Origin of the sequence: Tritonibacter litoralis, from assembly GCF_009496005.1 — a bacterium.
Classification (GTDB): domain Bacteria; phylum Pseudomonadota; class Alphaproteobacteria; order Rhodobacterales; family Rhodobacteraceae; genus Epibacterium; species Epibacterium litoralis.
In genome coordinates, this window is the sequence record NZ_WIBF01000014.1 from 53,951 (window position 1) to 80,950 (window position 27,000).

Annotated in this window: 28 protein-coding genes; 10 read left to right on the forward strand and 18 right to left on the reverse strand. The window is 58.2% G+C overall.

Annotation, left to right across the window (positions count from 1 at the left end; genetic code table 11):
* Positions 1-10: 10 nt before the first annotated feature.
* Entirely contained in the window at positions 11-703 is a 693-nt protein-coding gene (gene mnmC2 / locus GFB49_RS17990; protein WP_153217328.1) for a tRNA (5-methylaminomethyl-2-thiouridine)(34)-methyltransferase MnmC2, read from the reverse strand.
* A gap of 60 nt (positions 704-763) precedes the next feature.
* Here mnmC2 and GFB49_RS17995 point away from each other — a divergent pair, with 60 nt between their 5' ends.
* Positions 764-1,804, forward strand: coding sequence for an NAD(P)/FAD-dependent oxidoreductase (locus tag GFB49_RS17995; RefSeq protein WP_153217329.1), 1,041 nt, complete (start codon positions 764-766; stop codon positions 1,802-1,804).
* A 100-nt stretch (positions 1,805-1,904) separates the two neighbouring features.
* On the opposite strand, the gene GFB49_RS18000 is transcribed toward GFB49_RS17995, so the two are convergent.
* The 3 genes from GFB49_RS18000 to GFB49_RS18010 all read right to left on the reverse strand — a co-directional run bounded on the left by GFB49_RS18000 (position 1,905) and on the right by GFB49_RS18010 (position 4,283).
* Entirely contained in the window at positions 1,905-2,447 is a 543-nt protein-coding gene (locus GFB49_RS18000) for an NADPH-dependent FMN reductase (protein ID WP_153217330.1), read from the reverse strand.
* A 171-nt stretch (positions 2,448-2,618) separates the two neighbouring features.
* Positions 2,619-3,284 (reverse strand): YiaD family glycine zipper/OmpA-like lipoprotein, encoded by a 666-nt coding sequence (locus GFB49_RS18005; RefSeq protein ID WP_153217331.1) that lies wholly within the window; start codon positions 3,282-3,284, stop codon positions 2,619-2,621.
* Positions 3,285-3,434: 150 nt separating this feature from the next.
* Entirely contained in the window at positions 3,435-4,283 is an 849-nt protein-coding gene (locus GFB49_RS18010) for a methylated-DNA--[protein]-cysteine S-methyltransferase (protein WP_153217332.1), read from the reverse strand.
* Between the two features lie 161 nt (positions 4,284-4,444).
* On the opposite strand from GFB49_RS18010, the gene nth reads away from it, so the two are divergent.
* Both nth and GFB49_RS18020 read left to right on the forward strand, forming a co-directional pair.
* Entirely contained in the window at positions 4,445-5,089 is a 645-nt protein-coding gene (nth, locus tag GFB49_RS18015) for an endonuclease III (RefSeq protein WP_153217333.1), read from the forward strand.
* The gene (locus GFB49_RS18020) at positions 5,086-6,075 is read left to right on the forward strand and encodes an adenosine kinase (protein ID WP_153217334.1); all 990 of its coding nucleotides are present in this window, start codon (positions 5,086-5,088) and stop codon (positions 6,073-6,075) included. Before nth ends, GFB49_RS18020 begins: the two co-directional genes overlap by 4 nt.
* 56 nt (positions 6,076-6,131) lie before the next feature.
* On the opposite strand, the gene GFB49_RS18025 is transcribed toward GFB49_RS18020, so the two are convergent.
* Positions 6,132-6,614: an RNA pyrophosphohydrolase gene (locus tag GFB49_RS18025; RefSeq protein WP_153217335.1), complete on the reverse strand. Its 483-nt coding sequence runs from the start codon at positions 6,612-6,614 to the stop codon at positions 6,132-6,134.
* Between the two features lie 138 nt (positions 6,615-6,752).
* Here GFB49_RS18025 and GFB49_RS18030 point away from each other — a divergent pair, with 138 nt between their 5' ends.
* Positions 6,753-8,786 (forward strand): NADPH-dependent 2,4-dienoyl-CoA reductase, encoded by a 2,034-nt coding sequence (locus GFB49_RS18030; protein WP_153217336.1) that lies wholly within the window; start codon positions 6,753-6,755, stop codon positions 8,784-8,786.
* 343 nt (positions 8,787-9,129) lie between these two features.
* Complete coding sequence (locus GFB49_RS18035; protein ID WP_153217337.1) at positions 9,130-10,035, forward strand: LysR family transcriptional regulator; 906 nt, start codon at positions 9,130-9,132, stop codon at positions 10,033-10,035.
* An 11-nt stretch (positions 10,036-10,046) separates the two neighbouring features.
* On the opposite strand, the gene GFB49_RS18040 is transcribed toward GFB49_RS18035, so the two are convergent.
* From GFB49_RS18040 to GFB49_RS18050, 3 genes are read right to left on the reverse strand one after another with little or no spacing between them, the layout of a single operon-like run.
* Positions 10,047-11,012, reverse strand: a complete 966-nt coding sequence (locus GFB49_RS18040; RefSeq protein ID WP_343032630.1) for an OmpA family protein — start codon at positions 11,010-11,012, stop codon at positions 10,047-10,049.
* 8 nt (positions 11,013-11,020) lie between these two features.
* Complete coding sequence (locus GFB49_RS18045; protein ID WP_153217339.1) at positions 11,021-11,761, reverse strand: GNAT family N-acetyltransferase; 741 nt, start codon at positions 11,759-11,761, stop codon at positions 11,021-11,023.
* Entirely contained in the window at positions 11,758-12,480 is a 723-nt protein-coding gene (locus GFB49_RS18050; protein ID WP_153217340.1) for a competence/damage-inducible protein A, read from the reverse strand. Before GFB49_RS18050 ends, GFB49_RS18045 begins: the two co-directional genes overlap by 4 nt.
* A 163-nt stretch (positions 12,481-12,643) precedes the next feature.
* Here GFB49_RS18050 and sfsA point away from each other — a divergent pair, with 163 nt between their 5' ends.
* Together sfsA and map are read left to right on the forward strand one after the other, a co-directional pair.
* Complete coding sequence (gene sfsA, locus GFB49_RS18055; RefSeq protein ID WP_153217341.1) at positions 12,644-13,345, forward strand: DNA/RNA nuclease SfsA; 702 nt, start codon at positions 12,644-12,646, stop codon at positions 13,343-13,345.
* Positions 13,346-13,426: 81 nt separating this feature from the next.
* On the forward strand, positions 13,427-14,236 hold the full coding sequence (gene map / locus GFB49_RS18060) for a type I methionyl aminopeptidase (protein WP_153217342.1): 810 nt from the start codon (positions 13,427-13,429) through the stop codon (positions 14,234-14,236).
* 86 nt (positions 14,237-14,322) lie between these two features.
* Here the strand turns inward: map and GFB49_RS18065 are convergent, their stop codons facing one another.
* From GFB49_RS18065 to GFB49_RS18075, 3 genes are all read right to left on the reverse strand, one after another.
* Complete coding sequence (locus GFB49_RS18065; RefSeq protein WP_153217343.1) at positions 14,323-14,991, reverse strand: HAD family hydrolase; 669 nt, start codon at positions 14,989-14,991, stop codon at positions 14,323-14,325.
* Positions 14,992-15,052: 61 nt separating this feature from the next.
* Positions 15,053-15,607 carry a 16S rRNA (guanine(966)-N(2))-methyltransferase RsmD gene (gene rsmD, locus GFB49_RS18070; RefSeq protein WP_153217344.1) on the reverse strand — a complete coding sequence of 185 codons (555 nt, stop codon included), beginning with the start codon at positions 15,605-15,607 and terminating at the stop codon, positions 15,053-15,055.
* Positions 15,604-16,815, reverse strand: coding sequence for an NAD(P)/FAD-dependent oxidoreductase (locus GFB49_RS18075; protein WP_153217345.1), 1,212 nt, complete (start codon positions 16,813-16,815; stop codon positions 15,604-15,606). Before GFB49_RS18075 ends, rsmD begins: the two co-directional genes overlap by 4 nt.
* A 95-nt stretch (positions 16,816-16,910) precedes the next feature.
* Between GFB49_RS18075 and GFB49_RS18080 the strand changes: the two genes are divergently transcribed.
* Complete coding sequence (locus GFB49_RS18080) at positions 16,911-17,399, forward strand: peroxiredoxin (protein ID WP_153217346.1); 489 nt, start codon at positions 16,911-16,913, stop codon at positions 17,397-17,399.
* A gap of 45 nt (positions 17,400-17,444) precedes the next feature.
* Here the strand turns inward: GFB49_RS18080 and GFB49_RS18085 are convergent, their stop codons facing one another.
* From GFB49_RS18085 to GFB49_RS18105, 5 genes are all read right to left on the reverse strand, one after another.
* A complete protein-coding gene (locus GFB49_RS18085; protein WP_153217347.1) occupies positions 17,445-17,738 on the reverse strand; it encodes a 4a-hydroxytetrahydrobiopterin dehydratase in 294 nt (97 codons plus the stop codon).
* A complete protein-coding gene (locus GFB49_RS18090) occupies positions 17,735-18,922 on the reverse strand; it encodes a GNAT family N-acetyltransferase (protein ID WP_153217348.1) in 1,188 nt (395 codons plus the stop codon). The genes GFB49_RS18085 and GFB49_RS18090 overlap by 4 nt, the downstream gene beginning before the upstream one ends.
* A 162-nt stretch (positions 18,923-19,084) precedes the next feature.
* Positions 19,085-19,543 (reverse strand): RidA family protein, encoded by a 459-nt coding sequence (locus GFB49_RS18095; RefSeq protein ID WP_153217349.1) that lies wholly within the window; start codon positions 19,541-19,543, stop codon positions 19,085-19,087.
* A 116-nt stretch (positions 19,544-19,659) separates the two neighbouring features.
* A complete protein-coding gene (locus tag GFB49_RS18100) occupies positions 19,660-20,964 on the reverse strand; it encodes an HlyD family type I secretion periplasmic adaptor subunit (protein ID WP_153217350.1) in 1,305 nt (434 codons plus the stop codon).
* Entirely contained in the window at positions 20,961-22,721 is a 1,761-nt protein-coding gene (locus GFB49_RS18105; RefSeq protein WP_153217351.1) for a type I secretion system permease/ATPase, read from the reverse strand. The genes GFB49_RS18100 and GFB49_RS18105 overlap by 4 nt, the downstream gene beginning before the upstream one ends.
* 203 nt (positions 22,722-22,924) lie before the next feature.
* On the opposite strand from GFB49_RS18105, the gene GFB49_RS18110 reads away from it, so the two are divergent.
* Both GFB49_RS18110 and GFB49_RS18115 read left to right on the forward strand, forming a co-directional pair.
* Positions 22,925-23,686, forward strand: coding sequence for an MlaA family lipoprotein (locus GFB49_RS18110; RefSeq protein ID WP_153217352.1), 762 nt, complete (start codon positions 22,925-22,927; stop codon positions 23,684-23,686).
* A gap of 3 nt (positions 23,687-23,689) precedes the next feature.
* A complete protein-coding gene (locus tag GFB49_RS18115; RefSeq protein WP_153217353.1) occupies positions 23,690-24,277 on the forward strand; it encodes an MlaC/ttg2D family ABC transporter substrate-binding protein in 588 nt (195 codons plus the stop codon).
* 53 nt (positions 24,278-24,330) lie between these two features.
* On the opposite strand, the gene GFB49_RS18120 is transcribed toward GFB49_RS18115, so the two are convergent.
* Together GFB49_RS18120 and GFB49_RS18125 are read right to left on the reverse strand one after the other, a co-directional pair.
* On the reverse strand, positions 24,331-24,747 hold the full coding sequence (locus GFB49_RS18120) for a VOC family protein (RefSeq protein WP_153217354.1): 417 nt from the start codon (positions 24,745-24,747) through the stop codon (positions 24,331-24,333).
* Positions 24,748-24,801: 54 nt separating this feature from the next.
* Positions 24,802-27,000, reverse strand: a complete 2,199-nt coding sequence (locus GFB49_RS18125) for a transglycosylase domain-containing protein (RefSeq protein ID WP_153217355.1) — start codon at positions 26,998-27,000, stop codon at positions 24,802-24,804.

Consider the following 27,000-nt stretch of genomic DNA (forward strand, 5'->3'; position numbering starts at 1 on the left):
CCTTTGACCATTATTCTTTTCGAGCACGCGTCATATGACGTTTGCGCCCATATCCAGGGCAGCGTTCAACCGTAAACCCTGCATTTTCCAATCCCCGGCGCACAAAACCAGCAGCGGTGTAGGTGGCGGCGGTCCCCTGATCCAACGTGTGCTCCGCCACATCACGCATCAGATCGCTCTGCCACAGTTCAGGGTTTTTCGCGGGAGAGAACCCGTCCAGAAACCAGGCATCGGCTTGCCCTTCCCAACGCGGCAGTTCTTCGCGTGCATCGCCTATAACAACGTCCAGGTGCAATGTCTCCAGCTTCACGACACCACCGCCGGTCCAATTCTCCAGAAACCGCGTGGCCCAAGGCGCAACCTCGGGAAAGGCCTCAAGCGCCCGTGCCATTTCATCGGGTGCCATCGGAAAGGCTTCAAAACTGGTAAAGTGCAACGGTGTCGTGTGCCCGGCGGTCTCCCAGGCGCGCCAGGCCGCCAGCATGTTCAACCCGGTGCCAAAACCCAGTTCCGCGATATGAAACCCAGGGCCAAAGCGTGCGGGCAGGTCATTGCCGGTCAGAAACACATGTTCCGTCTCTGCCAATCCGTTATGGATCGAGAAATAGGGGTCATCGAATTGTTCAGACACCGGGATGACATCGTCCCGCCAGCTCAGACGTGCACCCGGTGCTTTTGGATCAGTCGCCTTCTGGTCTGACATGGAATTCTCCCTTAAAGGACATGCAGTGGAACGGCGCGACACTGACGAAAGGGACCAAAAATGGCAATGGCAGATGTAACTGTGCGCGGCGCAGGGATCTTTGGCCTCTCGATCGCCTGGCGGTGCGTGCAAATCGGCGCGCGGGTGCAGATCATCGACCCTTTTGGTGCGGGCGCAGGTTCAAGCGGCGGATTGGTTGGTGCCTTGGCGCCCCATGTGCCGGAAAACTGGAACCCGAAAAAAGCCTTCCAGCTCGACAGCCTTCTGATGGCCGAACGGTTCTGGCATGAGGTCGAGGCGGTGGGCGGCACATCGGCCGGATATGGGCGCACCGGACGTCTGCAACCCATTCAGGACGCACGCACATTGGAGCTGGCCCACGCCCGCGCCACAAGTGCCAAGGCGCTGTGGCAAGATCATGCGACCTGGTCCGTCATTCCAGTTACAGAGGTCGGCGACTGGGCCCCGCCCAGCGCCACAGGATATCTCATCCACGACACCCTCAGCGCGCGTATGTTCCCCCGCCGCGCCGGTGCAGCCCTGGTGGCCGCTTTGGCCGCCAAAGGGGTCGCGGTGTCCCCGGACGGAGACGACCAGGGCAATGTGGTCCACGCAACCGGCTACCTCGGTCTACAGGCGCTGTCGGAAGATCTGGAAAAACCGGTTGGCAATGGCGTCAAAGGTCAGTCGTTGCTGCTGGACTTTGACGCCCATGACAAGCCACAGCTATATGCCGACAGCCTGCACATCATTCCGCACGCCGATGGGACCACCGCGATTGGCTCCACCAGCGAACGCGCGTTTGATGATCCCGCCAGCACAGACGCGCAGCTTGACGACATCCACGCCCGCGCCATTGCTGCCATGCCCCAATTGGCCACAGCGCGGGTTCTGGAACGCTGGGCCGGGGTGCGGCCACGGGCCAAAACGCGCGCGCCGATGATTGGCCCCTGGCCCGATCGCGCCGGTCATTTTGTTGCCAACGGCGGCTTCAAAATTGGCTTTGGCATGGCGCCAAAGATCGCAGATGTCATGGCCGATCTGATCCTGAATTCCCACGACACGATTCCACAAGGGTTCCGAGTGACGGATAACCTTTGACCAGGACGCGCCCGCGCCGTGCTCCGCACGGCGCTTGGCCCAAGGCCGTTTGGATGCCCGGTAGGGCGATCCACGGGCGCGGGAGCGCTTGCCTTTTGGCTCAGCGGTCGATCTCGGTCCGCAGCTTGTCCATCAATTGACCCAGCGTCTCGCTGTAGCGTTCGCTTTTCAACTGACCTGCGTCATCAAACTCTTGGTAGGAGGCCGCCAAATGGATCGCAGGACCCGCCAGAACGCGTGGGCCAAAAGGTTGCAAATAGCCACGCAGGATGGATTGCGCCACTTCACCACCCGCACGTCCAGCCGCCGCCGACAGGACAGCAACCGGCTTATCTGCCCAGGGTGCGCCCTCTACCCGGCTCACCCAGTCCAAGGCGTTTTTCAAAACACCCGACGGCGCTTTGTTGTACTCCGGGGTCGAGATCACAATCGCATCCGCCGCTGCAATCTGCGCTGCAAGCGTCTTTACCACATCCGGGATTCCCGCGCTTTCTTCCAGGTCCCCATCATAAAGCGGCATTTGCAGGTCACCTTCGACAACCTCGGCCGGACCAAACAGGCGGGCTGCCTCTGCCAGCAACAAACGGTTCGTAGAAGCTTTGCGCAGCGCGCCCGAAATCAACAGTAAATTTGGTTGGGTCATTGTTACTCTCACAGGTTTGGGTTTCGTTGACCCCAATCTAACATAGCAGCTCACGAACAAAACACGTGTTGAAGCGCAGCTTTTGTGCAAAATCACACAAGTTTTCGCGGTTAAAAAAAGACCGCCCGAACACCATCGGACGGTCTTTTGCGTTCAGTCCAGACCCAGCGGTTATGCCGCGTTTGGAATCACCACAATCTCAACCCGGCGGTTACGCTGCTTGCCTTCCGGCGTCAGGTTGCTGGCCACAGGTTGCTCTTCACCGCGCCCAGTGGTGATGATCCGGTTATAGGGCACGCCACCCGCCTGGATCAGATCCGCAACCGCATTGGCGCGGCGCACGGACAGGCCGTGGTTATAGGCCGCATCACCATCGCTGTCCGTATGACCAATCACCTGGACCGAGCTATTAGGATACCGCACAAGACTGTCCGCCACTTTCAGCAGATCAGCGCGCACTGCGTTTGACACTTGTGAACTGTCAGTGGCAAAGGTCAAATCGTTTGGCAGCGAGACAATCAACCGGTCACCGGTGTTCACGATAGAGATATCATTGGAGAGGGTCTGGCGCAGCTCGGCCTCTTGCTTATCCAGCTCATGACCGATGACACCACCCACCAATGCGCCTGCGGCACCAGACAGGACAGCGGTTTCCAGCTTGTCATCATCCGATGTCAACGCACCAACGGTTGCCCCCACCAGGCCACCAATAATGGCGCCGCGCTGGGTTTTGTTGGCCTGCCCATTTTCGTCCTGGAAAGTCACCGGATCGGTACAGGCCGATACTGCAACTGCGCCCAGAAGCCCAGCGGCCAAAGTCAATTTCGAGCGGTTCATATCAACGTCCTTTACTGCTCAAGTCGGCCCTAATTTGCTGGGCCTTACGCCTATTGTTTCCTCTCTTATATCATGTGCGTTGATGAAAGGCTCAAGTGAACGGGGGGAATTCTCGGCGAAATACCGCCACAAAAGCAAAGATACCGCTGGTTATGGCCCTGCCTCTCCACATTGTGCAGCTTCATATGCCAGCATGGCGCGTTTGACGGGCAACCCCCAATGATAACCGCCCAAAGCCCCGGATTTACGCAACGCGCGGTGGCAGGGGATCAACCAGCTGATGGGGTTGCGCCCTACCGCAGTGCCCACCGCCCGTACGGCCTTGGGCGCGCCAACGGCCAGGGCAAGTTCAGAATAAGTGGTCACATGACCTGATGGGATCCGCAACAAGGCCTCCCAGACTTTGATCTGCAAAGGTGCGCCAATCAGATAAAGCTGCGTCTCCCCCTTTTGTGCAAAGGCCGCCTCTACCCAGCCCCGCAGGCGCATTGGAGCTTCCGTAAACTGCGCCTTTGGCCAGCGTGCGCGCATATCTGCCATGGCCGTTTCGGCCCCGGTTTCCGCCGCAAAAGCCAAACCACAGAGGCCGCGCTCTGTGCCCATCGCCAACGTCAGGCCAAATGGGCTGTCAAACCATCCCCAGAAAATCTCTAACCCCGCACCGTGGCGCGCATAATCACCGGGGCTCATGGCTTCCCAGCGCAGAAACAGATCGTGCAGCCGCCCGGACCCTGTGAGCCCCACGGCCAAGGCCGTATCCAGCGTTGTAAACCGCTCTCGCAACAGAGACTTGGCATGGCCCAGGCGCAGATACTGCTGATACCGTTTTGGCGAGACCCCAACCCAGGCTGAAAAAACCCGCTGAAAATGAGCCGGGCTCATGCCCAGCTGGGACGCCAGATCCTCGAGCGACAGGGAGGCGTCTGCCGCATCAATAATCTCCATCGCGCGCCGCATCACGCCATAATGATAGGCCCGTTCCGGGTCTGTCTCACTCATCAACTCCACACCTGCCATTGTCATTGGTTCTCCCCTGTCGCGGCCCAGTTTACCGGGGTTTGCCCATGCTGCGACCCGAAACCTGCGGGAAGCGTAAGAACCGCACCGCTCCCCGCCTTTGCCGTTGCCAGCGCCCGCCCAACAGGTCATTAAAGGCCGCGATGGCAAAGCAACTCGATTATCATACGCTCCGCGCAATTTTCACCCGGTTTCAGGACGCCGAACCTGAGCCCAAGGGCGAATTGGACCACGTCAACGTCTATACGTTGGTGGTGGCCGTTGCCCTGTCGGCACAAGCAACCGATGCGGGCGTCAACCGCGCGACCAAAGAGCTGTTTAAGATCGCCGACACGCCCCAAAAGATGCTAGATCTGGGCGAAGAGGGATTGATCGAACATATCAAGACCATCGGCCTTTATCGCAACAAGGCCAAAAACGTTATCAAACTGTCGCGGATCCTCGTTGAGGATTACGGCGGTGAGGTTCCAAATTCGCGCGCTGCCCTGCAGTCGTTGCCGGGTGTTGGACGCAAGACCGCCAATGTTGTGCTCAATATGTGGTGGCGCCAGCCAGCACAGGCGGTGGACACCCATATCTTTCGCGTTGGCAACCGGTCTGGCATTGCGCCGGGCAAGGATGTGGATGCAGTCGAACGCGCGATCGAAGACCATATTCCCGCGGATTTTCAGCTCCATGCTCATCATTGGTTAATTCTGCATGGGCGATACCATTGCAAAGCCCGCAAACCCATGTGTGGCACCTGCATCATCCGCGATCTCTGTAAATTCGAGGACAAGAACCTATGAAGACCTATCAGCTTGTTGGCATCGGCAACGCCGTTGTGGACGTGATCAGCCAATGTGACGACAGCTTTCTGGAGCATATGGGCATTGAAAAAGGCATCATGCAGCTGATCGAACGCGATCGCGGCGAAGTGCTTTATGCTGCAATGAATGACCGGGTGCAGACTCCCGGTGGCTCGGTTGCCAACACGATTGCAGGCGCCGGTGCGCTGGGTCTGGACGCGGCCTTTATCGGTCGTGTGCACGATGACGCGCTGGGGCAGTTTTATGCCAAGGCGATGCAGGACGATGGCGTTGATTTTGTGAACCCGCCAGTTGCCGGTGGTGAGCTGCCGACCTCACGCTCGATGATCTTTGTGTCGCCCGATGGTGAGCGATCGATGAACACCTATCTTGGTATCTCGTCCGAGGTCAGCTCGGCCGACGTTCCTGCTGGCGTTGCGGAAAATGCGCAGATCGTCTTCCTCGAAGGCTATCTCTTTGACAAGGACAAAGGGAAATCCGCCTTTCGCGAGGCGGCACGCGCGGCCAAAGCCGGCGGCGGCAAAGCAGGCATCGCCATTTCGGACCCCTTCTGTGTGGAGCGTCACCGGGACGATTTCCTGTCGCTGATCGAACATGATCTGGATTATGTGATCGGCAATGAGGATGAGATCAAATCCCTGTTTGAGAGCGACGATCTGGAAGCCGCGCTGACCAAAACCGCAGCGATTTGCCCGCTGGTGGTCTGCAACCGTTCGGGTGACGGTGTCATCGTATTGAGCGAAGGTGCACGGGTTGAGGTTCCGGTTGAAAAGATCACACCGGTGGATGCCACCGGCGCGGGTGATCAGTTTGCCGCTGGTTTCCTGTTCGGCATGGCCACAGGTCGCGATCTGGAAACATCTGCCCGCATCGGCTGCATCTGCGCAGGCGAAGTGATCCGCCACATCGGCCCGCGCCCGCAGACAAATGTGCGCGACCTGCTCACCGCCGCTGGCCTGCTGTAATCCAGCCCGCCATCTGACAATTTGAAAGCCCCCGTGTGATGCGGGGGCTTTTTTGATTACAAATGGCCCTCGAACTCAGCCAGAACCCGTACATAGACCTCGCGCTTGAACGGCACAATATTGTCAACCAGCTGATCCACCGGCAACCACTGCCAGGCGGAGAACTCGGGATGTTCGGTGTCGATTTTCACCTGCGTGTCCTCGCCCAGAAACCGCATCAGATACCATTTCTGCTCCTGACCGCGGTATTTGCCACCCCAGAAGTGCGGCACCACATCGTGTGGCAGATCATAAGGAAGCCAGCCGTCGCTTTCAGCAATGATTTCCACCAATTCCGGCAAAACGCCGGTTTCCTCCTCCAGCTCGCGCAAAGCGGCTGTTTTGGGATCTTCGCCCGCGTCAATCCCCCCCTGGGGCATCTGCCAGGCATCCTTGTGGCGATCCATGCGTTGGCCCACAAAGACTGCGCCGTCTGCATTGATCAGCATTACGCCAACATTCGGCCGATACGGCAGGTTCTTGATCTCTTCCGGTGTCATAATCCGTAGCCCCTTTTATACTGACGCAAGGTTAGACCCGCTGCCGCCACGACACGCAAGGGGGTGACGCCGCGTCGCCCCGTGACAGCGCAAGGTGACGCGCGCAGAACATAGGTCAACGCCAGGAAGGACCACGCCATGACCCCCTACCCGCATCTTTTGAAACCGCTGGACCTTGGGTTTACCACCCTCAAAAACCGGGTGCTGATGGGGTCCATGCACACCGGACTGGAAGAGACCAAGGACTGGAACCGGGTGGCCGAGTTTTATGCGGCCCGTGCCCGGGGGGGAGTGGCCTTGATGGTGACCGGAGGCATTGGCCCCAATCTGGAAGGCTCGGTTCTGCCGGGCGCTGCCATGATGACCACGGATGCGGATGTTGCCAACCATAAGGTGGTGACCCAAAGGGTTCACGACGCAGGCGGCAAGATCGCCATGCAGATTCTGCATGCCGGACGCTATGCCTATGGGCCGCAATGCGTGGCTCCCAGCGCGATCAAGTCCCCGATTTCACCCTTTGCCCCGACCGCGTTGGATGAAGAGGGGATCGAGAAACAGATCAGCGATATCGTCAATGCCGCCCGTCTGGCTCAACAGGCGGGGTATGACGGGGTCGAGATCATGGCCAGCGAAGGATATTTTCTGAACCAGTTTCTGGTCACCCACACCAACAAACGCACCGACCGCTGGGGCGGGTCTTATGAAAACCGCATGCGCCTGCCGCTGGAAGTGGTGCGCCGTGTACGGGCGGCTGTGGGTGAGGCCTTTATCCTCATCTTCCGCTTGTCGATGATCGACCTGATCCCCAATGGCTCCAGCTTTGACGAGGTGCGCCAGCTGGCCCAGGCCGTTGAGAAAGCCGGCGCCACCATGATCAACACCGGCATTGGGTGGCACGAAGCGCGCATTCCCACCATTGCCACATCGGTACCGCGCGCGGCCTTTACCTGGGTCACGCAAAAACTGATGGGAGAGGTTTCGATCCCGCTGATCACATCAAACCGGATCAACACGCCAGGGGTCGCGGAACAGGTTCTGGTCGATGGCGCAGCCGATATGGTGTCCATGGCGCGCCCGATGCTGGCCGATCCTGAGTTTGTGACCAAAGCGGCACAGGGTCAGGCCGAGAGGATCGCGCCCTGTATCGCCTGCAATCAAGCCTGTTTGGATCATACGTTTAGCGGGCGGCTGACCTCCTGTCTGGTGAACCCCCGTGCCTGTCATGAAACGGAACTGGTGATTACAGCTGCGCACCAAGTGAAATCCATCGCGGTTGTCGGCGCAGGTCCCGCAGGCCTGGCCGCAGCGCTCACAGCGGCTGAGCGTGGGCATCAAGTGACGCTGTTTGAGAAAAGCAGCGCGATTGGCGGACAGCTCAATATGGCCCGTATGGTGCCCGGCAAAGAAGAATTTCACGGGCTGGTCGATTGGTTCCAGTCCTGCCTGGATGCATCTTCGGTGGAGGTAAGGTTGAACACTGCCGCCACTGTCGCGGATCTGAACCCATTTGACGAGGTGATCCTGGCCACCGGCGTCATGCCACGCGATCCCCAAATCCCGGGCCAGGATCTGCCCCATGTTGTCTCATACATTGACGTGTTGCGCCACGCTGTGCCTGTTGGTGATCGCGTGGCCATTGTGGGCGCTGGCGGGATCGGCTTTGATGTGGCTGAGTTCCTGTTGCACAGTCCTTCTGAGGCGGCGAGCAACGACATGGAAACCCTGCGCGATTGGCGTCGGGAATGGGGTGTCGGCGATACCGAGGTCTTTCGAGCAGGTCTAACCGAGGATGGGCCACAGCCAGACGCGCCCAACCGCCAAATCACACTCTTGCAACGCAAAGCCGAACCTTTGGGCAAACGCCTGGGCAAGACAACCGGCTGGATCCACCGCACGCGACTGAAGCGCCATGGCGTCACCTTTGTGCAAGGCGCACAATATCAAGAGATCACCGACAAAGGCATCGTTATTGCCGATGCGACATCCGGCACAACGCTTGTTCCAGCTGATACGGTGGTGCTCTCTGCGGGACAGATCAGCGAGACCGCGCTTGTCGCGGACTTGAAAGGTGCAGGCTTAACGCTCCATGTGATTGGTGGCGCAGATCTGGCCGCAGAACTTGACGCCAAACGCGCCATTGATCAGGGCACGCGCGTTGCGGCGAAACTGTAAACCGTTGGACCCAAAACACCCTGACATCAAGCTGGAGCGCTCCCGCGCCCGCAGGTGCACGCCTCTTTGAGGCGCACCCCTTGGCGGCCTTGGGCGTGGCACCGCGCATGCGCGGTGCCACGCCCAACGGGCGAGGATGCTTTTTTCAAAGCATCCAAGACGGGCGGGAGCTCCCCCTTAAGGCGCATCTCACACCTAACCAGTTGACACACTTATTGTTTCTCTGTTTCCAGAGATTCAACGATAACCAAGAAACCCTGCAATTATCCCACAGAGGCCGTGAAGTTGCCGCAATCTCCATGCACTTATGGCTCAACGCATAGGACGGATTGAGGAGACTAAGATGGATCGGCTGACCGAAATGGAAGCCTTTGCCAATGTTGTGGACCAGGGTGGGTTTACGGATGCGGCCAAGAAAATGGGCATCTCAAAATCTGCTGTGTCCAAACATGTCTCCAGCCTTGAGGCGCGGCTTGGGGCGCGGCTTTTGAACCGCACAACGCGCCGGGTTTCACCAACCGAGATTGGACTGGCCTATTATGACCGCGCCCGGCGGGTGCTGAATGATGCAGGTGAAGCCGATGCGTTGGTCACCTCTATGCAATCCGCGCCATCTGGTCTGTTGCGGATTTCGGTTGCCACCGATTTTGGCGTGAACCACCTGTCTCCTGTGCTCTCGGACTTCCTGCGCGACTTCCCCGATATCACCGTCAATATGGTGCTCAACAACCGCTATGTGGAACTCATCTCGGAAGGGTTTGACATGGCCGTGCGTATCGGCGAACTGGAAGACAGTTCGCTGCGGGCGCGCAAATTGGCGGAAACCTCCAAACGTATGATCGCCTCCCGGGCCTATCTTGAAGAATACGGACGTCCGCAGAAAATCGATGATCTGAACAACCACAAGCTTCTGCATTATTCGAACCAATCCAGCGGCAGCGTCTGGCGTTTGACCGCTCCGTCCGGTGAAAAACGTCAGGTCCGCACCAGCGGATGGCTGTCTGTTAACGACGGGCAATCCCTGCTGACCGCAGCCATCTCGGGCCTCGGCATCGCCTATCTGCCCAGCTACCTTTATGCGGACGCCATGTCCGAAGGGCTGGTCGAAGACGTTATGCCAAGCCTGCCGATGGAGACCCAAGGGATCTATGCGGTTTATCCGCCCGGCAAATTTACCCAGCCCAAGGTCCGCGCATTTATTGATTTCTTGGCGCATGCGTTTGCGAACAAGGATCCCTCGGTCTGGTGATCCGCCTTCCCTCATTTGGGCGGTAGCAAGACCACCTCGACGCGGCGGTTGATCTCTCGACCCGCCGCGTCTTCATTTGAGGTGAGCGGCGACAAATATCCTGCGCCTGCCGCTTCGAGCCGCGAATTTTCTATGCCATAGATATCCTGCAGCTGCCGCCGCACAGAGTCAGCCCGCGCTTTGGACAGGGCGATATTGCCGCTGAGACCGCCAACCGTATCCGTGTGCCCCACCAACAGCACACGTTGATCGGTGTCTTCCGTCAAAAACGCCGCGAGCTTTTCCAGGCTATCATAGCCTGATCCGGCCAGATTTGGGGAACCGGACTGAAAATCCAACCCCGACAATACAACATGGCCATCGCGTTTCAGCTGACTGACAAGATCGATCGGATCGGCCTCCCTCTCGACCGCCACTTGCGGAACCGCAGCCAGGGGAGCGGCCGCATCGGCTGGGGCATCTGGCACAGCCACGTCCATCTCGGTTCCGACTTCAACCAGTTGCACAAAGTTAGTCCGCCCAAAGCGTGAGACCAGCAAGGTTACATATTCCCCTTCCTGCCGCTGCGCTGACAAGAAAAGGAAATCGCCAAAATCCACCGCCATATCCGGCGCGGGCACCACGTCGATGGCAAAGCGGAAGTCAAACCCGCCGCATTCCGCATCATGACATTGATAGAGGATCTGAAACCCCCGCTCCTCAATCTGTGCACGTAATGGAGCAAAGACCTGTAGCGTCGTCTGTGAGCTGTTGACCCGCCAAGTCCGGCGCAGGATGCGACCTTCGGTAAGGCGCATGGGCACCGCACCTTTTGCCCAGGGACCGATTGGGACGCGGTATGGGGCAAAGGGCATGTCGCGATTGGCCAGGGGCTGCGCCGCTGCAGGTAAGGACAGGTCTTGCGCCGTCACGATTTGCGCAACCATCACAGCCGCGCAGGCGCTTGTCAGACCGGCGTACAATCTTGCGCTAAACACCCGCTGCCTCATGCCGTGGGTTCCAACACGCGGTAGTGGTACTGTCCACAGGGTTTCATTCCCAATGAACGATACAGCGCGTTTGCTCCTGTATTTGCGCGTGTCACCAATATGGCCAACTGTGTTGCCCCGTGATGCTCGGCCCATTTGGCCGCATGACACATCATCCACCGCGCCAGACCTTTGCGGCGATGCGCCGTGCGGACCTCCAGCGCATGAAGCATGGCGACACCGTCTTTGATCGCGACAAAGGCGGTCGCCGCCGGTTGGTCATCGACCCGTCCCAATATTGCGGTCTTGTTCCCTTTGACCCGCGCCATAACCGCAAGGCGAGGCGCATTGATGCCACCTTCTGCCCAGATGTCAGTCTGGATGGCCAAGGGCGGCCAGATGTCAAAGGTGGTCACCGGCGGTACGGTTTCCCGTGCCAGCGCTCTGGTGGGTGCGATTTGAAAGATCACGGGATCTTTGACGACGAACCCCATCTGTTCCAGGGCCTGATCCAAAACCTCTTGCCCGTCGCGCACCATAAAAAGCGGTGTCTGACCCATGGCCCGCATGGCATGGATGGCCTTTGTGAGGTCCGCGGGTTCAAATCCGTCATCAACCGTTGCCGCCGACACGCGGCTGCCGCCACCCTGTCCGTCACGCAAACTCACCGGCCCGTTCTGATGTAGCGCGGCTGTGGGCCAGGTTGCCTCCACCAGATCATAAAGCCAGGCAGGCGTGCTGAGGTCAGCGCTTGTCATTCTTTGAATGCCGCAACCAAGGCGTTCATGGCCGCCTCGATCCGGGCGCCATCGGTGCCGCGCAAGACGATATTGGCCCCAAAGGCCCCGTTTTGCTGAAACGGATAGCAGCCAATCGAAAGATCCGTGTAGGTCTCGGCCACTTGGCTGAGCGTTTCAGCAATATCTCCTTCGCCACGGTCCACCCGCAGCGTTTGGGATAACAACGGCGCGCCACCCGTCAGCGTAGACAGAACACTGGCGACCATGGCCTGAAACACCGAAGGCACACCCGCCATCACATGCACATTGCGCAAGGTAAACCCCGGCGCGGCAGAAACGGGGTTTTCAATCAACGTCGCCCCTTCGGGAATGCGCGCCATCCGCAGACGGGCGGCGTTCAGCTCTTTGCCCGACGCGCGGTAGTGTTCGGCAAGAATGGCCCGTGCATCGTCGCGCACATCCAGATGCGCATCAAAGGCCCGCGCGATGCAATCCGCGGTAATGTCATCATGGGTTGGCCCGATGCCGCCACTGGTGAAAACCTGATCATACTGTCCCGACAGCGCGGTGACGGCCGTTACAATGGCTTGGGCGTCATCGCTGACCACACGCACTTCCTTGAGGTCGATGCCGTGATTGGCCAGTTCTCCGGCCAGATAAAACATATTTGCATCGCGGGTTCGGCCAGACAGGATTTCGTCTCCGATCACAAGCATTGCCGCAGTTGGATTGGCCATTGGAGATCTCCTGTAAACGCTTTGTAGCCCCTAGGATAAACCGGCCAGCGGCGGGTTCAACCGCTATGGTGAAGAAGATTGCGCAAGTTTTCCGCAGACAGGGTGTCAGAGTATCCGAAATCGACCCCTTGGCGATTTGGAACGGCTCTGACATGGATATGCCATGCAGTTCCAAACACCCCTGATCCCCGCCACATTGATCAAACGTTACAAACGCTTTCTGGCCGATTGTCGACTGGAGGACGGGCGCGAAGTAACGGCCCATTGTGCAAACCCCGGCTCGATGATGGGGTTGGCAGATCCCGGTATGCGCATCTGGCTTGAGCCCAATGATGACCCAAAGAAAAAGCTGAAATACGGCTGGCGACTGGTGGAACATGCCAGCGGCGATTTCACCGGGGTTGATACATCCGTTCCCAACCGTGCCCTGCGCGCTGCGTTGGAAGCGCGCGATATCCCCGAACTGGCTCAATACACCAGCGTCCGACCCGAGGTGAAATACGGTGAAAAAAGCCGGATCGATTTTTTGTTGACCGCGCCGGGGCTTGCGGATTGCTATGTCGAGGTCAAAAGCGTCACCCTGTCCCGCACCGCTGGGCTGGCGGAATTCCCGGACAGTGTCACAGCCCGTGGCACCAAACATTTGAGCGAACTGGCACATATGGTGTCCCAAGGCCATCGCGCGGTGATGTTTTATCTGGTGCAGCGCACAGATTGCACACAGTTCCAGCTGGCAGCCGACATTGATCCGACCTATGCGGCGGCTTTTGCGGAAGCGAAATCCGCAGGGGTGGAACATTTGGTCTACAATACCCAGATAACGCCCAAGCAGGTTGTTTTGGGCGGTCCCCTTGCATCCGTCTGAGGTACGCGACGTCGCGCCCTCTGGCCCTTTGGCTGAAAACCCCTTAGAAACCGGCCTAACAGGCAAGTATTGGAGCCCTTGATGAGATCAAAAGACGGCCGCACGACCAAAGATGGCATTCGCATCTACCAGGAGGCGGATTTTGCAGGGATGCATGCTGCGGGACAACTGGCGGCACAGATCTTGGATGACATCGCACCGCATGTCTTTCCCGGTCAGACCACCGGAGAGATTGACCGGCTGATCACCGAGATGATCGAGGCTTCGCCGTCTACATCAGCCACAATTGGCTACAAAGGGTATCAACACGCCAGCTGCATCAGCGTGAACCACGTCGTCTGTCACGGCATTCCCGGCGACAAGAAGCTGAAAGACGGCGATATCATGAATATCGACGTCACGGTCATTCTGGACGGTTGGTTTGGCGACACCAGCCGGATGTATGTGGCAGGCAAGCTGCCCCGCAAGGCAGAGCGGCTGATCCAGGTCACCCATGATGCGTTGATGAAGGGGATCGAGGTTGTCAAACCCGGCGCAACCTTTGGAGACATCGGCCACGCCATTCAGGTTTACGCCGAAAGCCACCGGATGAGCGTGGTGCGCGATTTCTGCGGCCATGGTTTGGGGCAGGTTTTCCACGCGCCGCCAAATGTGCTGCACTATGGCCGCCCGGGCACCGGCGCGGTGCTCGAAGAGGGCATGTTCTTTACCATTGAACCGATGATTAATCTGGGCCGCCCTGAAACCAAGGTTCTGGCGGATGAGTGGACAGCTGTGACGCGGGACAAATCCCTGTCGGCGCAGTTTGAACATTCCATTGGTGTGACTGCGGATGGGTTTGAGATTTTCACCCTGTCCCCCGGCGGAAAATTTCATCCGACTTACGCGTGAGGCCCAAGCGGTGGGAGGGGCTCTGCCCCTCTTGACCTGATGGCCAATTCACCCCGAAGTATTTGTGAAAAGATGAAAGCCTGCGGTCAGGTATCAAGCCCCATCAGGGCCGGGACCTGGGCCATATCGGTGAAAAGCTCGGCGTTGTGTTTGGCCAGACGTGCGCCTGTGCCATGTGGCGCAAAACCGAGGCATCGCATACCGGCGCGGGCGGCGGCCAAAGCTCCGCTTTCGCTGTCCTCGACCACCAGACAATCCCGTGCCTGCACGTCAAAATGGCTGGCGGCAGCCAGAAACAATCCGGGGTCGGGCTTTGCCGCGCCCAAGGAATAAGCAGAGAACATTGCGTGTGGGTGAAAGGTGTTCCAAAGATCATTCTGGCCTAGGGTAATTTTCATCTTGGCCTCGCTGCCGTTGGACGCGACGCAAAACGGGATGGCTTCGGCAGCAAGCCGCTCCAACAGATTTGGAATGCCCGGCACCAGATTTACGCCCTGCTCTAGCCGCGCGTACATCTCAGCGTAGACTTCATCAATCCAAGTGTCCGGCAGATCAGCGCCCATGGCACGTGATTTACTCATAACACTGGCCATTGTGCCGCCGACGAAATGATCCATGGATTGTTCAACCGTCATTGAAAGCCCGTAACGCTTTAGGCTGGCGACCATCGCCTCATTTGTGACCAGCTCACTGTCGACCAGCACACCGTCGCAGTCGAAAATTACCAGTTTAGGCGTGGGATAAGTAATAGGCATGGGGAAGCTCCTTGGGCTACGAGCGTCTCGTGCTAGTGGGTCAAGGTGACAAACGGGTGACTTAGGGCTCATACCACAGGAGCGTTATATGCGTGTCGCCATATTTGCGGCTGCTCTCAACCGTAAAGTCAGCCGGAGCCTGCATTGGGGCGTTTTCTTCCCAGACAATCAGCGCGTCTTGGGCGATCCAGCCTTGCGCAACCGCGTTTGCAAGCGCCTTTTGACCCAGCGATTTGCCATAAGGGGGATCCAGGAAGATCAGATCAAACGGCGCATCCGGGTTGTCGCCCAGTTTTAGCACATCGCGGCGGATCAGGCGTGTGGTCTCAGCTGCCCGACAGATCTCGATATTTTTGCGGATGAGGCTGTTTGATACGCGCCCATCGTCCACAAAGGTGACGTGTTCCGCCCCGCGCGACAAAGCCTCAAGTCCCAGCGCACCCGTGCCCGCAAACAGGTCGAGCACACGCGCGCCTGCAATGGCTCCGGTATGGGTAAGAACGCTAAAGAGGCTTTCACGTACGCGGTCGGTTGTTGGGCGCAAATGCGCGCCCGCGTCCCCTTTGCCCACGGCGGCCAGCGCGCGTCCGCGGAAATCGCCTGCGATGATCCTCATGCTTTCAACAGTGGTTTAAGATCGGCGTCCGGATCGGCAACCACCGCAGGATCGGCGGTTTTACCTGCATCAATCAGGCGTTTGCCCACCATATAGGCGCGCGGATCATTCATGGCGTCAACCGCCAGCAGCTGCGCGTCCTTGAAATACCAGAAAGACGCCTGCCGCCCCTGCCCCTGGCGGGTCACCACCCGGTCATACCCGGTGTTCAGCCCCGCGATTTGCAGTTTGACGTCATATTGATCTGACCAGAACCAGGGCTGGGCGGTATAATCCTTGTTTGCCCCCAACATGTTCTGCGCCACCACTTCCGCCTGGTCGATGGCATTGGGGACGCTTTCCAACCGGATGCGCTGCCCTTGGAATGGGAAAGAGGCGCAATCCCCCGCGGCCCAGATCGCAGGATCAGAGGTCCGCCCCTGGGCATCGGTTTGAATACCATTTTCAAGCGAAAGACCTGCGGCTTTGGCCAGTTCTGTGGCAGGGGAAATGCCAACACCAACCACAACAAAATCAACTGCCAAATTGCTGCCATCGCTCAGCACAGCGCCGGTGACGCGACCGGCTTCTGCGATCAGACGATCCAGACCCACGCTTTCGCGAAGGTCGACCCCATGGGATCCATGAAGCGCGCGGAAGTAATTGGATGTCTCGGGTGCGGCCACTCGCTGCAGAATCCGATCCGCCATTTCCACCAAGACGACAGAAACACCCCGTTTTGCGCAGACGGCTGCGGCTTCAAGCCCGATGTAGCCGCCGCCCACAATCAGCGCGCGTTTGCCGCTGGTGACCTCTGGTGCCATCGCGTCCACATCTGCAAGCCCACGCACAACATGCACGCCGTCCAGATCCCCGCCAATGGCTGCAGGCAGGTGGCGCGGATGGGACCCCGTGGTCAGCGCCAATTGGTCATAGGTCAGCACCTCTGTGCCACAGGTGACGGTTTTTGCGGTGGGGTCAATCGCTGTAACCGTCTCTCCCAAACGTAAGGAGATGTTGTTTTCCGCATAAAAGCTTTCGGGCCTGAGGTAGAGGCGCTCTTTCTCCATCTCTCCCAGCAAATAGGCTTTGGACAGCGGCGGGCGCTGATAAGGCAACGCGTCTTCGGCCCCGATCAAGGTGATATCGCCGTCAAATCCATCCTTGCGCAGCTTGGCCACCAAAGACGCACCAGCCTGCCCCGCCCCGATCACTATGAAATGGCCCATAACTTGCTTGCCTCCTGCATCACTTCTGGTCACGGTCTTGGGGGACCCTATAGTCCTGCTGGCAGTAAACGCAAATGCAAGAAGAGGAACGCGCGATGATTTCCGTTGGAGACCCGTTACCCGACGCACAACTGACCCGTATGGGGGCCGAAGGCCCCGAACAGGTTGCAATCAGCTCTCTCACTCAGGGGCGCAAGGTGGTTATTTTTGCCGTCCCCGGTGCCTTTACCCCGACCTGCCATTCGGCCCATGTGCCAAGCTTTATCCGGACCAAGGATGCGCTGGCGGCCAAAGGTGTAGATGAGATCATCTGTGTCTCGGCCAATGATCCCTTTGTGATGCAGGCCTGGGGCGAAGCAACAGGTGCGACGGCTGCGGGCATCACCATGCTTGGCGACAGTGAAAGCGCCTTTACCGAAGCTTTGGGCATGCGCTTTGACGCGCCGCCTGCCGGGCTGATCGGCCGTTCGAAACGTTATGCCATGCTGGTCGAAGACGGTGCGGTAAAAGTTTTGAACCTCGAAGAGAACCCCGGCCAATGCGAAACCTCGGCCGGTGAAGGTCTACTGGACGCAATGGGGTGAAACACCTGGCACTGGGGCGCGCAGCGCGCGCGCCCCGGATCCGGATCAGGCCAGTTTATCCATCTTGCGCGCCAATTTGGCATCCAGCGCGCTCAGCCCGTTTACGTCATGGGTGGTCAACAGCACATCAACGCGGTTGTAGACGTTGGACCATTCTGGATGGTGGTTCCATTTCTCGGCCCAGATGGCGACTTTGGTCATCCAGCCAAAAGCGTCGACAAAGCTGGTGAATGAAAACGTCTTGGCTATGGCGTCGCGCCCCTCCACCAGAGCCCAGCCGGATTGAAACAGCGGGTCCAGCAACGGGCCACGGGTGGCCTCGGACAGCTTTTCGGTCATTCTTGTTCCTCCACATTGGCTTTGCGGAAGGGACCATAATCGGTAAGCACTTCGATCTCTTCTTCGATAGCGGCGCGTTCCGCCACCAGATATCGCTCTACAGCATCCGAGAACCCAGGATCACGCAGCCAATGCAGGCTATGCGTCATCGTTGGCAGATAGCCTCGCGCCAGTTTGTGATCCCCCTGCGCGCCGGCCTCGACCCGTTGCATCCCTTCGGCAATCGCCAGATCAATGGCCTGATAGTAACACAATTCGAAATGCAGGCACGGGTGGTGTTCGGTGCAGCCCCAATACCGGCCAAACAACGTCTCGCGTCCCATGAAATTCAACGCACCCGCCACATAACGCCCTTCGCGTTCGGCCAGAACCAACGTCATGTCATCTGCCATGGTCTGATGCGCCAAATCAAAGAAGGCCCGTGTCAGATAGGGAGAGCCCCATTTGCGTGCGCCTGTGTCCTGGTAGAACGTCCAGAAGGCATCCCAATGTTCAGGCCGCAGATCCGCGCCGGAAAAGGCATGGATGGTGCCGCCAAACCCCTGCGCCTGGGCGCGTTCTTTGCGAATGTTCTTGCGCTTGCGCGACGACAATGAAGTCAGAAAGGCGTCAAAATCCGCGTAGTCATCATTCAGCCAATGGTATTGCTGGCCATTGCGCACCAGCAGCTGCATTTCTTCGCCGATGGCGCGCTCACTCTCGGTGCAGAAGGTAATGTGGAGCGAGGACAGCTGGTTCTGTTCTGCCACTTGCACGGCCCCTTGGACCAACGCGGAATGGCCGAGGCCCTCGTAACCGGGACGCACCAGAAACCGGCGACCCGTTGCCGGCGTAAAGGGCACCGCGACCTGCAGTTTAGGATAATACCGCCCGCCCGCGCTTTCATAGGCATGGGCCCAGTTGTGGTCAAAAACGTATTCGCCCTGGCTGTGCCCTTTGGCATAAAGCGGTGCACAGGCGATCAGCACGCCATCCTGATAAGCGGCAAGATACTGCGGTTGCCAGCCTGTTCCCGGCCCGACCGAGCCGCTTTGTTCCAGCGCGCGTAAAAAGCGATGGGTCGTAAAAGGATCAAAAGGGCGGCCACCATCGGCCGTTTCCGGACAGGCGCAGGCGTCCCAATCCGCAGCGGTCATCTGGTTGATGCTGGCCAAGACCTGGATTTCAACTGCGGATCCGTCCATTGCCATCCCCTGCGCTGATGCAAAACACACTTAGTATCTGGGAAGCTCCGCCCTCGGTTCAACCTTTGATAAAGGGTCGCGGGGGCCGACCGGTCACAATCCCGGCACCCATGGGGTCACGCGCCCAAACAGCGGGCGCGCATTTTCGTTTGAGGCCACAGATTACTTGATCTGGAACACAGCGTCGATTTCCACCGCAACGCCCATCGGCAAAGAAGGCGAGGATACCGCCGAACGCGCGTGACGGCCTGCGTCACCCAACAGTTCAACAATCAGATCCGAGGCACCGTTCACCACCTGCGGTTGTTCGGTGAATTCCGCAGTCGAGTTAACAAAGGCACCCAGTTTGACCACGCGCACCAAACGCGACAGATCCCCGCCACAGGCTGCTTTGAGCTGTGCGATCAGCGACAGGGCACAGCGGCGCGCGGCGGCCTGACCCGCAGCCACATCCAAATCGTCGCCCAGGGTGCCGGTGATCAGCCCGTTTTCATCTGCAGAGATCTGACCAGAGACATAGACCATGTCGCCTGCGATCACATAAGGCACATAGTTCGCCGCAGGAGCGGGCGCTTCCGGAAGGGTCAGGCCCAGTTCTGCCAGTTTTGCATCAATGCTCATGTTCAAGCTGTCCTTTTTGAGAGTATTTGGCGCAAAGCTACCGCGCGATTTTCGCAAACAAAAGCCGAAAAGGGGCCCCTTTGAACCCCTTCTGCGACATGTAATGGACAGGACGATCAGGTCTCGCGGAAGGCGCGGACAAAGTAATCTGCCAGCGGTTTTACCAGATATGTCATGGGTGAGCGATCCTCGGTCCGGATGTAGCTTTCGACCGGCATGCCGGGGATCAACACAGCCTTTTCGGGCAAGCGATCCTGTTCCCCTTCATCCAGACGAATTTCTGCCCGGTAATAGGACACACGCGAGGCTTCGTCCTCAAACGCATCGGCTGAAACCTGCGTAACCGTCCCAAACAATTCAGGCGTTTCGCGCTGATCGAGCGCCGAGAAACGCAAAGTCACGGTCTGGCCGACAAAGATCTGATCCACATCCGTCGGCGCAACCTGTGCGGCAATAACCAGCGGCCGATCCTGCGGCACCAAATACAACACCGGTTCCGCCGGGCGAATAACCGACCGCGGCGTGTGCACTTCAAGCCCGTACACGATCCCGGATACAGGAGCCGTGATGTGCAGCCGCTCCAGCCGTTCCAACAACGAGCGCCGGTTTTCGGCCAGCTCCACCTCTTGGAACCGCAGATCGCGCAGGCGGGTGATCGCCTCTTCGCGTTGCTGGGTGCCAAGTTTCAGGATCTCGATATCCAGTTCAGTAATCCGCCCGCGCGCCTGTGCTTCCGATGCAACCAGCTCACCCAGGCGCCCCTCAAGGTCGGCTTGCGTACGTTGCAGGTTCAAAACGGTCCCGGCCTGTGCCAATCCGCGCTGAAGCAGTGATTGCTGGTTGGTCAGTTCCTGATCGATCAGCTCCAACTGAACACGCATGGATTTTTGCTGGGCCTGAACACCAATGATCTGTTCGTCGATCTGATTGCGGCGTTTTTCAAGCTGGTCGATTTCCCGCGCAACGCTGTCTTTGCGCGCCATAAACAGGCGACGTTGCCCCAGCAAGAAATCAATCACATCCGGATTGTCATCCGCCATTTCAATCAGCAGCGGATCAAATGTGATCGCTTCAGCCTCGTCGCGCTCAGCCTCAAGCCGTCCGCGACGTGCCATCACCTCAAACAATTGGCCTTCGGTGATCGCAAGTTGTGAGCTCAGCTCAGAGGCATCCAGTTTGATCAACGTGTCACCCTGGATGACCGTATCCCCTTCGTCGACCAGAATTTCCGAAACGATGCCACCATCAAGATGCTGAACCACCTGACGGTTGCGGTCGACCTCGATCCGGCCCGAGGCGATAATTGCACCAGCCAATGTCGATTTTACAGCCCAGGTGCCAAAGCCACCCACCAGAACCAAAAGTCCCAGAAACCCAATTGTCAGCGGGGTTCGGGCGGACCATTTTTGTACATCGCTCATGCTACGTTTCCAGTCTTAGCGCCGCCTTTGGGCGCCTTTTGTGCGGCCGCGGCCTGAATGTTCTTGTGGTTCGCAACCATCTCAGACAGCACCTTATCCTTGGGTCCAAAGGCAGACTGCGTGCCGTTTTCGATGACCAACAGCATGTCACATTCCTGGATCGCCGCCGGACGGTGCGCCATGATCAAGACCGAGCGACCCTCTTTCTTCATCTGGCGAATGGCCGTATTCAGCGCCATCGACCCTTCGTTGTCCAGATTTGAGTTCGGCTCATCCAAGATCACAATCGCCGGGTTTCCATACAAAGCTCGCGCCAAACCAACCCGTTGCATCTGACCGCCGGACAAACGCCCGCCGCCACTATGCACGGGCGTATCATAGCCCGACGGCAGTTTCAGGATCATCTCATGCGCGGCGGCTTTTTTCGCAGAATCCACTACTTTTTGAGCGTCAGGCTGTTGCGCCAGACGAGCGATGTTCTGACTGACGCTGCCTTCAAACAATTGCACCCGTTGGGGCAAATATCCGATGTGTTGACCCAAGACATCTGGTGCATATTGATCCAGCGACGCGCCGTCCAAACGTACGGTCCCGGCTGCCGGTCGCCATGTTCCGGTCAAAGCACGCGCCAAAGTTGATTTACCCGAACCTGACGGGCCGATCACGCCGATCGCCTGCCCTGGCTCCACTTTGAAGGTAACATTGCGCAATGTGGGGCGGTTTTCCCCAGGTGCGACAACCGCCAAACCTTTGACGTCAAGCCGCGCTTTGGGTTTTGGCAATTCCGTGCGTTCGCGTTCTTCTGGCACTTTGCCCAGCAGCTCACCAAGGTTCGCCCAGCCTTTGAAGGCGCGTTGCACCATGGCCCATTGACCCAGTCCCATCTCGATCGGTGCCAACGCACGCCCCATCAAGATCGATCCCGCGATCATCGCGCCGGGCGTCATATCGCCCTGCAGCACAAGATACGCCCCAAGGCCCAGCATAGCCGACTGCAAAAACAGACGCAGGGTTTTGGTCAGAACCGTGAACCCGCCGCTGGTGTCGCTGGCGACAACCGTATCCCCCAAGGCAGAATCACGTGCCACTTTCCAACGTTTGAAGGCCGCGGTGCGCATGCCCATCGACTGGATCATTTCAGATTCTTTGCGAATCTCTTCGGACAGAAGGTTCGCTTTGTGCCCCGAGTTACTGGCCTGCGCCTGCGGCTTCTTTGAGAACACCTGGTTCAAAACCGCGATGGAGACCAAAATCAGACCTCCGCCCAAAGCAAGAAGACCCAACCATGGGTGGAACAGCGCAATCCCCGCCAAGAAGATCGGTGTCCACGGCAAGTCAAAGGCCGCCCCAAGCACGGGGGACGACATCAGGCGCTGTATCCCTTCCAGATCCTGCAGACCTGTTTGAGCAACCGGATCATTATCAATCGCCGATTTGCGCACCATGGCGTCAAACACACGTCGATCGAGTGCGGCCTGAAACCGTGCACCAACGCGGGCAAGAATCCGCCCACGTGCATAATCCAACAGCCCCATCATCCCGTACAGGAAGACCACGAGGATTGATAAGGCCACCAAAGTGGCCTCGGACCGGCTGCCAAGCACCCGATCATAGACCTGCATCATATAAAGCGGTCCCGTTAGCATAAGTAAGTTCACGAAAAAGCTGAACAAACCAACGGTCCAATAGAGATGCCTGCTTTGTCTACGCACAGAGCGCAGCTCGTTAATTCCGTCTTGTGTCGTATTTTTTTGCATGTTCGCAGTGCTGAAACTAATTTTGGGACATATATGGGCCTAGAACCGCCATACGTACAGGGTTTCTTTTGCCCTGTTCCATAAGTGGCACAAAATGATAAACAGCGACTTTAGCCCCCTGGACCGCCAGGAAAACAACTGTATGTGAACGAAGTATATTACAAGCGCCGGTGTTTGCGGCGCTGCAATGAGAAATCGGTAACATGAAAATGAAGATGCGCGCGACCCTCCCTGCACTGATGCTGATCGCAGCAACGCTGGTTTCAGCCTGCGCGAAACCGACAAGCGAACAGCTTTCGGAAGGGACAATTGCGGACCCCAACGAGCAGCGAAACCGCGCTGTGCATGAGTTTAACCGTGGTGTCGACCGCTTTGCGTTCCGCCCGGCCGCCAAAGGCTATGTCGCGATTGTACCCCCGGACATGGTCACAAGCTTTGGATTGTTTGCCGAAAACCTTTCGATGCCGGGTCAGGCGGTGAATTCCGTTCTGCAAGGCAACTTCAAACAAGCAGGCATCGCATTGTCGCGCTTTGCCATCAACACTGTGTTTGGGATCGGCGGTTTGGGCGATCCTGCGTCGGATTTTAATGTGCCGCGTGTTGATACCGATTTTGGCGAAACCCTACATGTCTGGGGAGTGGGCGAAGGTTCATATGTGGAACTGCCCTTCTTTGGCCCTTCAACGGCGCGTGACACCACGGGTCTGGTTGTCGACTTCTTCACCAACCCGCTTGGATACGCCAAGAACACGCCGGTTGACGACATTGATATCTATGCCGAGGTTGTGCGCCGCCTGGGCGATCGTGGCACCTATTCCGATACGGTGGACTCGATCCTATATGAAAGCGCAGATAGTTATGCACAGGCCCGTCTGATCTATTTGCAGAACCGCCGGTTCGATCTGGGTCAGACATCCGAGAATTCGGAAATCGATCCGTTTGAGCTAAGCACGGAAGGATTTTAAATCATGAACCGTCGAAATTTTCTGTTGTCCCTCTCTGCTGGACTGGCGCTTGCACCGGCTGCGGGCTGGGCGTTGGACAATGCAGGCGCAAGCCGTCTGATCGACACGCTGGTCAAAGACATCAACGGCGTTATCGAATCCGGCAAAGGTGAAACCGCCATGTTCCGCGAGTTTGAGCGGATCTTTGCGCGCTACAGCGACACTTCCTACATCGCAGCCTATGCGATGGGCGTTGAAGCCCGGCGCGCGTCCAACAGCCAGAAAAAAGCGTTCTCCAAAGCGTTCCAGGGCTATATCTCGCGTAAATATGGTCGTCGCTTCCGCGAATTCATCGGCGGTCGCCTTGAAGTCACTGGCGTCAAGAAGGTCAAGAAATGGTATGAGGTCGACACCGTCGCCTATTTGCAAGGACAAGCACCGTTCAAGGTTACATTCCTTGTCTCGGACCGGTCGGGACAGGACCGTTTCTTCAACATGTATATCGAAGGCGTGAATCTTTTGTTGACGGAGCGCACCGAAATCGGCGCGATCATCGACCGCAACAAAGGCGACATCGACAAGACGATCGCGCAGCTGAAAACCCTCGGCTGATCGGCAGCCTGATTAAAAACGACAAAGGCCCCCATCGCGGGGCCTTTTGTGATTTAGGCCCCCCGCTCGGGATCATTGGGATCACTGGAAAACAGCGCGATTTTATTGCCTTGTGGATCGCGCAAATAACCCACGAAGAAGTCAGGGCCATAGGCATCGCGAAATCCAGGCTTGCCTTCATCCGTTCCACCGGCCGCAAGGGCCGCAGTATGAAGCCTTTGCACCTGTTCTTGGTTCAGTGCTTCAAAAGCCACCATAGCGCCGTTTCCGGCTGATGCAGGCCCTCCGTCAAAAGTCGGTTTGACATAGAAATCCGGACACACTGGTTTTTCTCCGGATGGGACCGGCAGGGCGAAACTTAATCCGTCCGGCCCCTGTTTCAGATTATATCCAAGTGCAGGCAGGAAGGCTTTGTAAAACCGCAGAGCGCTTTCGATGTCATCCGCTCCAACCGTCACATAAGCAATCATCTTGCGTGTCCTAACTGTCTCGTTGACTCTGGTCAGTCCATTATACCTTGGCGTTTAGTTCCCAAATATCCCGCGTAAGACGTTGTCGATGGCGTTGCCCAACCCTTGGCCCTGCCCCTGACCACGCGGAGCAGTCTGGGGTTCGTGGCGGACCTCTGGCACCTGAAGCGGCGCAGGCGCGCGCATGGGAAGCGGTTTGGGAGGCAGCCCTTCATGAACCCGCAGCATCGTCTCGCGCCAGATTTCGGCAGGTAAGCCGCCGCCGGTCACGCCGGTCAAAGGCGTGTTGTCATCATAGCCCATCCAGACACCAGCCACATAATCGGCCGTAAAGCCGATGAACCACGCATCCCGCGCAGCCTGGGTGGTGCCGGACTTGCCTGCGGCCTGCCAGCCCGGCAATTGCGCGCGGGTGCCTGTGCCATTGGTGATCACCTTCTCCATCATCCAGATCAGCTGCTGCGACGCCTCTGTTCGGATCACACGTTCGCCAATGCCGCTGCCATTTTCAAACAGCGGCGCATTGTCCTGCGCCAGCTGCAACGTCGTCAGACCGTAGGGCGCCACAGAGGAGCCACCGTTCAAAATACCAGCATAAGCCCCGGTCATCTCCAACAGGCTGCTCTCAGACGCACCAAGGGCCAGCGCAGGGCCATCAGCCAGATTGCTTTCGATACCAAAGTCATCGGCCACCCGGCGCACCAGATCGCGGCCCACGGATTCCGAGATTTTAACCGCTGGGATATTCAGCGAGTCTTTGAGGGCGCGCGTCAATGTCACCTCTCCGTAGAAACGATGCGTATAGTTCTTGGGACACCATTGGCCCGAGCCGGGTATGTTCAGGCAGTATTCAGCATCCAGAACCACATCATAAGGCGAATACCCAAGTTCCAGCGCCGTGGCATAGACAAAGGGTTTAAAGGCGGATCCAGTCTGCCGCTTGGCTTGGGTTGCGCGATTAAACACGCCTGACACGCGGGTCTGCCGACCGCCAACCATGGCACGCACTGCGCCATCCGCGCTCATGACCACAACTGCGGCCTGCGCCTTGGATCCTTCGCGCACTTTATTGGTAAAGACATAGTCCACCGCTTCCTCAGCCGCCTGCTGCAGCCGCTGGTCCAATGTTGTCTGCAAAACCACATCTTCGGTTGTGTCCTGCCCCAGAAAATCCGGGATCGTCTCCATCACCCAATCGGCGAAATAGCCACCTGCGCGTGCCTGTGCGGCCTTGGATAGCGTCGCCGGGTTCTCTTGACCCGCGCGGGCCTCGGCTGCGGTCAGGTACCCTTGCTCTTGCATCAGACGCAGCACGGTTGCGGCGCGATCTTGGGAGCGTTGCAGATTGTTGGTCGGTGCCAGCGTGCTGGGCGCGGTCAAAAGCCCAGCCAGCATCGCGGCTTCTGCGGCGTTCACCTGGCTGGCCGATTTGCCAAAATACCGCTGCGCCGCGGCTTCGGCCCCATAGGCACCACCGCCCAGATAAGCCCGGTTCATATAGATCGAGAGAATCTCATCCTTGCTGTACTTCGCCTCCATCGCCAGAGCAAACAGCGCTTCTTTGGCTTTGCGCCCCAAGGAGCTGCGGCGACAATCGGCTTCATAGGCAGCTTCGCTTTTCCACGCTTGCGGATCATAAGCGACGCCAAGGCACAACAACTTTGCGGTCTGCTGGGTGATGGTTGAGCCACCGTGACCGGACAAAGGTCCCCGCCCTTCACGCAGGTTGATCCGAATGGCCGAGGCGACACCGCGCGGGCTGAGGCCAAAATGGCGGTAGAACCGTTTATCCTCGGTCGCAACAAAGGCGTTCTTCAACGCAGGCGAGACGGTTTCAGTTGTGACTACACCGCCGAATTGGTCACCGCGCCAGGCAAAAACATCACCGTTGCGGTCCAGCATGGTGACCGACCCCTGTGCGCGCCCGTCAACCAAAGCTCGGAAGTCCGGCAAGGTAACATAGATATTGGCCACGGCGATCCCTAACAGGATCCCAGCCGCCAAGCCAATACGCCAGCCGACGCCCCAGATCATTGCAAGAATGCGACCGATCCCCCAGCGGATCCACCCGAACAGGCCGCGCTTGCGCCGCACCGCCGGTTTGGCACGGGATTTGCGCTGACCGCCCCAAAGGGCGCGGAACAGAGATTTCTTGCCGCCTTTTGTCTTACGCGGTTTGGTGGATGGTTTCTTGCGCGCCGTCCTGTGGCGATTGTCCGCCACCAGCGGCTTGCGTCCAGTTTTTCGTACCAT

Coding starts and splice junctions, on each gene's coding strand:
- mnmC2 (WP_153217328.1), bottom strand. CDS start 703: ATGTCAGACCAGAAGGCGACTGATCCAAAAGCACCGGGTGCACGTCTG.
- GFB49_RS17995 (WP_153217329.1), top strand. CDS start 764: ATGGCAATGGCAGATGTAACTGTGCGCGGCGCAGGGATCTTTGGCCTC.
- GFB49_RS18000 (WP_153217330.1), bottom strand. CDS start 2,447: ATGACCCAACCAAATTTACTGTTGATTTCGGGCGCGCTGCGCAAAGCT.
- GFB49_RS18005 (WP_153217331.1), bottom strand. CDS start 3,284: ATGAACCGCTCGAAATTGACTTTGGCCGCTGGGCTTCTGGGCGCAGTT.
- GFB49_RS18010 (WP_153217332.1), bottom strand. CDS start 4,283: ATGAGTGAGACAGACCCGGAACGGGCCTATCATTATGGCGTGATGCGG.
- nth (WP_153217333.1), top strand. CDS start 4,445: ATGGCAAAGCAACTCGATTATCATACGCTCCGCGCAATTTTCACCCGG.
- GFB49_RS18020 (WP_153217334.1), top strand. CDS start 5,086: ATGAAGACCTATCAGCTTGTTGGCATCGGCAACGCCGTTGTGGACGTG.
- GFB49_RS18025 (WP_153217335.1), bottom strand. CDS start 6,614: ATGACACCGGAAGAGATCAAGAACCTGCCGTATCGGCCGAATGTTGGC.
- GFB49_RS18030 (WP_153217336.1), top strand. CDS start 6,753: ATGACCCCCTACCCGCATCTTTTGAAACCGCTGGACCTTGGGTTTACC.
- GFB49_RS18035 (WP_153217337.1), top strand. CDS start 9,130: ATGGATCGGCTGACCGAAATGGAAGCCTTTGCCAATGTTGTGGACCAG.
- GFB49_RS18045 (WP_153217339.1), bottom strand. CDS start 11,761: ATGACAAGCGCTGACCTCAGCACGCCTGCCTGGCTTTATGATCTGGTG.
- GFB49_RS18050 (WP_153217340.1), bottom strand. CDS start 12,480: ATGGCCAATCCAACTGCGGCAATGCTTGTGATCGGAGACGAAATCCTG.
- sfsA (WP_153217341.1), top strand. CDS start 12,644: ATGCAGTTCCAAACACCCCTGATCCCCGCCACATTGATCAAACGTTAC.
- map (WP_153217342.1), top strand. CDS start 13,427: ATGAGATCAAAAGACGGCCGCACGACCAAAGATGGCATTCGCATCTAC.
- GFB49_RS18065 (WP_153217343.1), bottom strand. CDS start 14,991: ATGCCTATTACTTATCCCACGCCTAAACTGGTAATTTTCGACTGCGAC.
- rsmD (WP_153217344.1), bottom strand. CDS start 15,607: ATGAGGATCATCGCAGGCGATTTCCGCGGACGCGCGCTGGCCGCCGTG.
- GFB49_RS18075 (WP_153217345.1), bottom strand. CDS start 16,815: ATGGGCCATTTCATAGTGATCGGGGCGGGGCAGGCTGGTGCGTCTTTG.
- GFB49_RS18080 (WP_153217346.1), top strand. CDS start 16,911: ATGATTTCCGTTGGAGACCCGTTACCCGACGCACAACTGACCCGTATG.
- GFB49_RS18085 (WP_153217347.1), bottom strand. CDS start 17,738: ATGACCGAAAAGCTGTCCGAGGCCACCCGTGGCCCGTTGCTGGACCCG.
- GFB49_RS18090 (WP_153217348.1), bottom strand. CDS start 18,922: ATGGACGGATCCGCAGTTGAAATCCAGGTCTTGGCCAGCATCAACCAG.
- GFB49_RS18095 (WP_153217349.1), bottom strand. CDS start 19,543: ATGAGCATTGATGCAAAACTGGCAGAACTGGGCCTGACCCTTCCGGAA.
- GFB49_RS18100 (WP_153217350.1), bottom strand. CDS start 20,964: ATGAGCGATGTACAAAAATGGTCCGCCCGAACCCCGCTGACAATTGGG.
- GFB49_RS18105 (WP_153217351.1), bottom strand. CDS start 22,721: ATGCAAAAAAATACGACACAAGACGGAATTAACGAGCTGCGCTCTGTG.
- GFB49_RS18110 (WP_153217352.1), top strand. CDS start 22,925: ATGAAAATGAAGATGCGCGCGACCCTCCCTGCACTGATGCTGATCGCA.
- GFB49_RS18115 (WP_153217353.1), top strand. CDS start 23,690: ATGAACCGTCGAAATTTTCTGTTGTCCCTCTCTGCTGGACTGGCGCTT.
- GFB49_RS18120 (WP_153217354.1), bottom strand. CDS start 24,747: ATGATTGCTTATGTGACGGTTGGAGCGGATGACATCGAAAGCGCTCTG.
- GFB49_RS18125 (WP_153217355.1), bottom strand. CDS start 27,000: ATGGTACGAAAAACTGGACGCAAGCCGCTGGTGGCGGACAATCGCCAC.